We start from the raw sequence: 6959 nt of genomic DNA on the forward strand, positions 1-6959 counted from the left end.
AGGAGCTGAAACTCCCTCTGGCGTTGTTCGGCCTGTAGAATGGACGGAATTATCGCCGATGGAACAGGCTCGATTAAGTTTGACTGTCGCCCATTCAGCTCTTTTGCAACTCCAAAACTTCAGCGACAATCCGGAACAGCCATGACGCTGAATCCGCTGGATTCGTTGCTCCTGTTCAGTCCTTAGGCTTGAACCCCTTCTTTATCTCTATCTATTCTCTTGGTAGACTAATCGCTCGCTGGATGAACACACCTTGAATATTTGGTGGCTTGAGCTTTGGTGTCGGTAAGAACACCACAATGTCTTAATGTAAACTTGCCCTCGCCCCTTGCACTTCTACCTTTTCCTACTTGAATACTGGGTGTGAATACACGAGACTAAATTGTTAGGCTCCATTCATCGAAACTACCAGAAAAAGAAGGTTTTCTTTACTTGTGGAACTTTTAATTGTTTTTCTATTAAGCATCGCCAGTGGTATTTTTGTGATGTCAGAGATGGCCATTGTCTCTGCACGCAAGGTGCGGCTGCAACAGATGGCCAATCAGGGGAATGTCAGCGCCCGCCTTGCCTTAGAACTGGCTAATGCTCCGAATCAGTTTTTAGCGATCGTTCAGGTAGGGATAACGCTAATTATCATCGTGTCCGGTGCTTTCGGTGAATCAGCTATAGCGAAGAAAGTAGCGCCTCTGCTGGATTTCCTACCCTGGCTGGAACCCTATAGTGATGCGATCGCTTCGGCAATTTCGATTTTGCTCGTTACGTATCTGACCCTAGTCATTGGCGAACTGGTACCCAAGCGGGTGGCGTTAAACAATCCAGAAAATATTGCTTCTGCGATCGCCAGACCGATGCGGATGTTCGCGACAATTGCCTCTCCGGTTGTTTATCTGTTGAGTGCTTCAACCGATTTGGTGGTCAGGATATTGGGCATCAAGCCGTCCACAGCACCACAAGTTACAGAGGAAGAAATCAAGGTTTTGATCGAGCAAGGTACCGAGGCGGGAACGTTTGAGGAAGCTGAACAAGACATGGTGGAACGGGTGTTTCGCTTGGGCGATCGGCGAGTTAGTGCCTTGATGACGCCGCGTCCCGAAATTGTCTGGCTTGACCTAGACGACTCCGCTGAGACGAATCGGCAGACTATTCTTGATAGCTCTCATTCCCGATACCTCGTTTGTCAGGGTGAGCTTGACAACACCCTTGGGATCATCCGTGTCAACGATCTATTATCCGACTGTCTTTCTAGTAAACCGCTTGACCTGACAAAAGCTTTGCAACGCCCTGTCTATGTGCCAGAAAGTACACCTGGGTTAAAAATTTTGGAGTTGTTCAAGCAATCCAGTACTCAGATGGCGATCGTTGTTGATGAATATGGTGTGATTCAGGGATTGGTTACACTAAACGATATTTTAGAAGAAATTGTTGGAGATCTACCCTCTGTCGATCAGGTAGACGAACCCCAGGCCGTGCGGCGTGAGGATGGTTCCTGGTTAGTGGATGGAATGTTACCCGTGGAAGAGCTTTTTGAATTATTAGACATTGGAGAATTGCCAAAAGAGCAACGCGGTAACTATCACACTGTAGGTGGCTTTGTCGTTACACATTTAGGGCGTATTCCAACGGCTACTGATACCTTTGAGTGGCAAGGTATCCGCTTTGAAGTGATGGATATGGACGGCAACCGAGTTGATAAGGTGCTAGTGTTGACACTCTCCGCCCTATAAAGTGCGGAGATTCTTCGTTCATAGACCCAGCTTGCTCCGACAGGATTGCTTCAGCCAGAGTAGAGGCTAAATCTCCCGTTTGCGTTAGCGAAGCGAGGCGTTAGCCTAGCATGGTGAGCGAAGCGAGGCAAAGCGTTCGGGTGTCAGCAAGCTCTATAATTAGTGTTTCTTTGCTAAACTACTTAGCCTACCTACTAGATATAGCGTAGGCTGGCTTGAGCCTCGATGACCAACACTATCTCCAACACCGTGCATTATCTCCAAGAGTGGGGTTTTTCTTGTGTCGATGACCAGTTAACCCGCCTTAACGTTATACCCTTAAACGGCTCTTGCCCATCAGACTATTTACTGTACGCCGATGCACTCCAACGACGGAATGATGGTCGAGTGAGCCACCACCTCCTCAAACGTTATGAACACACGGAGCAGGGCGGATGGTGGTGTTCCGGAATTGACCTGCTCACGGGAGAAGACGACCTCTGGGGCTGTTTCAAGCCAAGTTTTCCCCGTCGTAGTGCTGACGCCAGGAAGCTGATTAAGTATGAGCATCCCCCACTAACACCGACAGGACTGTTTGCCCTACGCGTCCCCCTTCACCTTTGGCAGCGGATTGCCGATCGCTACGAAATCAGCATCCTACCCGAAGCGATCGACCCCAATCAACCGGATTTTGGCTTCTGGCAGTGGCTGATCGAACACCCACAAATTCCCTTATGCATTACGGAAGGAGCGAAGAAGGCTGGGTCATTACTCACAGCCGGTTATGCGGCGATCGCATTACCCGGAGTCTTTGGTGGCTATCGTGTCCCCCGTGACTCTCAGGGGAATCGCATTGGCAAGTCTCGGCTTATCCCCCAGTTACTGAAACTGGCAACCCAAGGCAGAGAGATTTATCTGACGTTCGACCAAGACACCAAGCCGGCTGCCATCAAGGCCGTCAGCGCAGCGATTCGACAATTGGGATATCTATTAACACAAAAAAAATGTTCCGTCAAGGTTATTACTTGGAATCCAGAACAAGGGAAAGGAGTCGATGACCTCATTGCGGAAAACGGTCAGGCCGCATTTGACGAAGCTTACCAAGCCGCCGTATCGCTCGATACCTGGAAAGCCCAGTCCCTGACGCGCCTGACGTATCCTGCCCATTTACAACTAAATCGCCGCTATTTGGGAGAACTCCCCATTCCTGAAGACGCCCAACTCATCGCGATTAAATCCCCGAAAGGTACGGGTAAGACCCAGTTGTTAGAGGGTATCGTGAAAAAAGCTCTAGAACGCAAGCAGTGGGTGTTGGTCATTGGTCATCGGGTGCGACTGGTGGAGTCCTTGTGTCAGCGCTTTGGACTCAACTATATTACTGAGGTGCGGGACTCTGACTCCGGTACCGCCTTAGGATATGGTCTTTGCATTGATTCCCTCCATCCCACGTCTCAAGCTCACTTCGAGGCGCTCAACTGGTCAGATGGGATTGTGATTATCGATGAAGTTGAACAAGTCCTCTGGCACGGGTTGGATTCGAGTACCTGTAGTAACAATCGGGTGGCTATCCTCAAGTCCCTGAAAACCCTGATGCAAAATGTTTTGGGGGGTGAGGGGCAAGTTTTTGTCACGGATGCTGATTTGAGTGATGTGGCGATCGATTACCTCATTTCCCTATCGGGAGTTCCTCTACAACCCTTCATTATTCAGAATGATTGGAAACCCGGAGCCAGGGAATCATGGCAGGTCAATCACTACACAGAAAGCACCCCAGAACGGTTGATTCAAGACTTGGAACAGCACATTCAAGACGGTGGGAAACCCTTTGTCTGTCTCTCTGCCCAAAAAAGAGGAAGCCAATGGAGTACCTGCACCTTGGAAACTTATCTGCAACAGCGATTTCCAATTGCCAAAGTACTCCGCATTGATGCGGAATCTTTAACCGAGCCAACTCATCCGGCTTATGGATGTATGAGCAACCTGAATCAAGTGTTGGGTAACTATGACATTGTATTAGCAAGTCCAGCCATTGAAACGGGAGTGAGCATTGATCTGCGGGAACACTTTACCTCGGTTTGGGGTATTGCGATCGGGATTCAAAGCGAGAATTCGGTGCGTCAAGCGTTAGGGCGCATTCGTGAAAATTTGCCTCGGTTTGTGTGGGTCGCTCCCTCTGGCTTTAATCGGGTTGGCAACGGCTCAACCTCCATCCTTTCGTTGCTCACATCGGGTCAGAGCCTGACTCAGCTCAATATTAAGTTATTACAGCAATCGGACTTCGATGCCCTCGATGATATTGAGACGGGTTTTCAGGCGGAATCTTTGCTGTGCTGGGCAAAGATGGCAGTCCGGCACAACGCATCCATGCAAAAGTATCGAGAATCGGTATCGGCAGCGCTGAGTGCTGAAGGTCATCAGGTGATTGAAGTCCCCCGCATTGATTTTGGCTTGGGAACTCTATCGCTCAGTCATTCAAAATCCAAAATCCAGAAGCTAAAGTCTGATGGGGAGGAGACTCAAGCGGAAACCAATTCGCTGACGGCGGCGATCGCGGCGGTGAGAGAGCAGAATTATCAGGCTGAGTGTAAGGCGATCGCCTATGCTGAAGACCTAAGCGATAGTCAGTTTCAAGCCCTGCAAAAACGGTTAGTGAAGACACCCAGCCAGCGACGTACACTCCGCAAGCATGAGTTAAAGCGGCGCTATGGTATCCCCGTTACCGCTCAACTGGTTGCGAAGGATGACGAAGGCTGGTATCAAAAACTGTTACTTCATTATTTTCTCACCCTAGGTCGGGACTACCTGGCTCAACGGGATGCGGCTTTTGCTCGCAGGCTGATCGAATTGGGAGGTGGTAGCATCTTCCTGCCTGACTTCAACCGTTCCCAATTAGGCGCTGCGATCGGCACAATGGAACTCTTGGGTATCCCAGTATTGCTTCAACAAACACAGCGAGAGTTAAGAAGCACGGATGAAGACCTGAGGGCAATGGCGAGATTGGCACTTTCTAGCCGCGCTTCCATCAAAACCACTTTGGGTATTGGACTTGCACCAAATGCGACTCCCATCACCATTATTCGACGCCTATTGGATAAAATTGGCTATGGGCTTACCTGTATCGGTCGAGACGGCAAGAGTGCAAACCGAGTTCGAGTTTATCAGGTCGTTAACCCTAAAGACGGTCGCTTTGAGGTATTTCAGCAATGGGTAGCACAAAGTTCTCAACTTTTAGATAGTTCTGAGCAACGGCTTGATGCCAGCTCAAGACTTGTAGCTCAGGCGACTGGAAAAGCGGATTTAGAGGCAGAAGTTGAGTATGTTCAGCTGTGTCTCAGCTTTTGTGAATAACAGCGACCGGACGATTCATTCTGGAGCGTCGGAATCGCGGCGGGTAAGGGTGGAGCGAGTCATGATGGGATTTGCTCTTGCGATCGCAGGTTATTAATCTAAAATCCAAAATTGTTTGGATAAAAAGTCTAAAAACCGGGCGGATAACCGTAGTATAGTAAAAGACAAGGTTGGCTTTTCAATGAAATGATTCCATAAACATGGAACTTTCCAGTAGGGTGAGGTACGCTTTGTTGGCTTTGCTAGAACTAGCCAGCCATTACCATCAGGGAAACTACTTGCAAATTGACCAAATTGCTGCAAATCATAAAATACCAGACCGCTATCTGGCGCAACTGCTGATGGCTCTTCGGCGCTGTGGTATTGTCCGCAGCCAACGCGGAGCCAAAGGCGGTTATGCCTTAGCCAAGGAACCTAGGAAAATTACGATGCCTGAGGTGCTAACGTGTTTGGAGGGCAGCAAAAACTTGGAACCAGAGAGTCAGACGGTGTCCGCGACACCGGAGACGGCGGTGATCGAGTCAGTCTGGCATGAAGCAACTACAGCAGCGCTCGCAGTTTTTCAACGCCACAGCTTACAGGATTTGCTTGAAAAACGGGATGAGAGCCAACGGTCGAATCCCATGTATTACATTTAGACTTTCATTAATTGGGTAACAGTAATGAAAATTGCTCATGATGTGACGGAATTAGTTGGACATACGCCTCTGGTTGAACTCAATTCCATTCCTCAGTCAGAAGGGTGTGTGGCTCGAATCGTTGTCAAGCTGGAGGGGATGAACCCAGCCGCTTCTGTGAAAGACCGCATTGGCGTTAGTATGATTCAGGCGGCGGAAGAGGAAGGTCGGATTAAGCCAGGAAAAAGCGTGATTGTCGAACCTACATCTGGCAACACAGGTATTGCTCTGGCAATGGTGGCAGCCGCTAAAGGCTACCCAGTCATTTTGACCATGCCCGATACCATGAGTCACGAACGGCAAGCGATGCTCAAAGCTTATGGTGCCCAACTGGAACTCACACCGGGATACCGAGGGATGAGGGGGGCGATCGAGCGTGCCCAAGAAATTGTTGCCGCGACTCCTAATGCCTTCATGCCGCAACAGTTTCGCAATTCCGCTAATCCTAAAATTCATCGGGAAACCACAGCCGAGGAAATTTGGGCAGATACCGATGGTGAGGTGGATTTCCTGATTGCCGGTGTAGGAACGGGTGGCACCCTGACGGGTGTCGCTGAGGTGATCAAAAAGCGTAAACCCAGCTTTAAGGCGATCGCTGTAGAACCCGCCAATAGTCCAGTACTTTCGGGTGGTGAGCCAAAACCCCATAAGCAGCAGGGTATCGGTGCTGGTTTTATCCCAGAGGTTCTTAACAGAGACTTAATAGACGAAGTGATTACCGTCACTGATGAGGAAGCCCTTGACTATGGTCGCCGTCTGGCACGAGAAGAAGGCATTTTATCCGGCATTTCTTCCGGTACGGCTTTAGCGGCGGCGATTAAAGTGGCAAAGCGTCCAGAAAATGAAGGACGTTTAATTGTCATGGTGCAACCCAGCTATGGTGAGCGCTACCTGAGTACGCCGATGTTCAAAGAACCCGAAGAGGAGGAACTTCCAACCCTGGTTTAACTATCCTTGCGGGAAGTCCCCCGATGTCGCATAGCGGCATCGGGGGATAAAGTTTAACCGGACGTGATATTAGTTCTACTGCGATAGATCCACCCAACTTAAGCTGAATGGCACTGACTTAAGGGAAAAGCGATCGTTCTTTGGAAAAACCCGGATTGGGGGGGGTTCCCCCCAAACCCCCCACTGGGGGACGAAGCGCTTCCCCCAGACCCCCTCCGCAAGGGTTGATGGGTGAGGTATGAGAGTTCTTAAATCAGTGCCACCCAACTTAAGCCTGCTGATA

At 49.7% G+C, this 6959-nt stretch carries 5 protein-coding genes; 4 read left to right on the plus strand and 1 reads right to left on the minus strand.

The features are described from left to right. The first annotated feature begins 434 nt into the window (after positions 1–434). The 4 genes from V6C93_RS04810 to cysK all read left to right on the plus strand — a co-directional run bounded on the left by V6C93_RS04810 (position 435) and on the right by cysK (position 6676). Positions 435–1724, plus strand: coding sequence for a hemolysin family protein (locus V6C93_RS04810; RefSeq protein WP_333475513.1), 1290 nt, complete (start codon positions 435–437; stop codon positions 1722–1724). A 249-nt stretch (positions 1725–1973) separates the two neighbouring features. Beyond that, complete coding sequence (locus V6C93_RS04815) at positions 1974–5051, plus strand: plasmid replication protein, CyRepA1 family (RefSeq protein WP_349262617.1); 3078 nt, start codon at positions 1974–1976, stop codon at positions 5049–5051. Positions 5052–5251: 200 nt separating this feature from the next. Beyond that, positions 5252–5689 carry an Rrf2 family transcriptional regulator gene (locus V6C93_RS04820; RefSeq protein WP_333475515.1) on the plus strand — a complete coding sequence of 146 codons (438 nt, stop codon included), beginning with the start codon at positions 5252–5254 and terminating at the stop codon, positions 5687–5689. Positions 5690–5713: 24 nt separating this feature from the next. Beyond that, entirely contained in the window at positions 5714–6676 is a 963-nt protein-coding gene (gene cysK, locus V6C93_RS04825) for a cysteine synthase A (RefSeq protein ID WP_333475516.1), read from the plus strand. A 75-nt stretch (positions 6677–6751) separates the two neighbouring features. Here cysK and V6C93_RS04830 read toward each other — a convergent pair. Further along, on the minus strand, positions 6752–6959 hold a 208-nt coding region (locus V6C93_RS04830; protein ID WP_333475517.1), incomplete at its 5' end, for a hypothetical protein.

The sequence above is a fragment of the Allocoleopsis sp. genome (genome assembly GCF_036703385.1).
In the GTDB taxonomy this organism is placed as follows: Bacteria; Cyanobacteriota; Cyanobacteriia; order Cyanobacteriales; family Coleofasciculaceae; genus Allocoleopsis.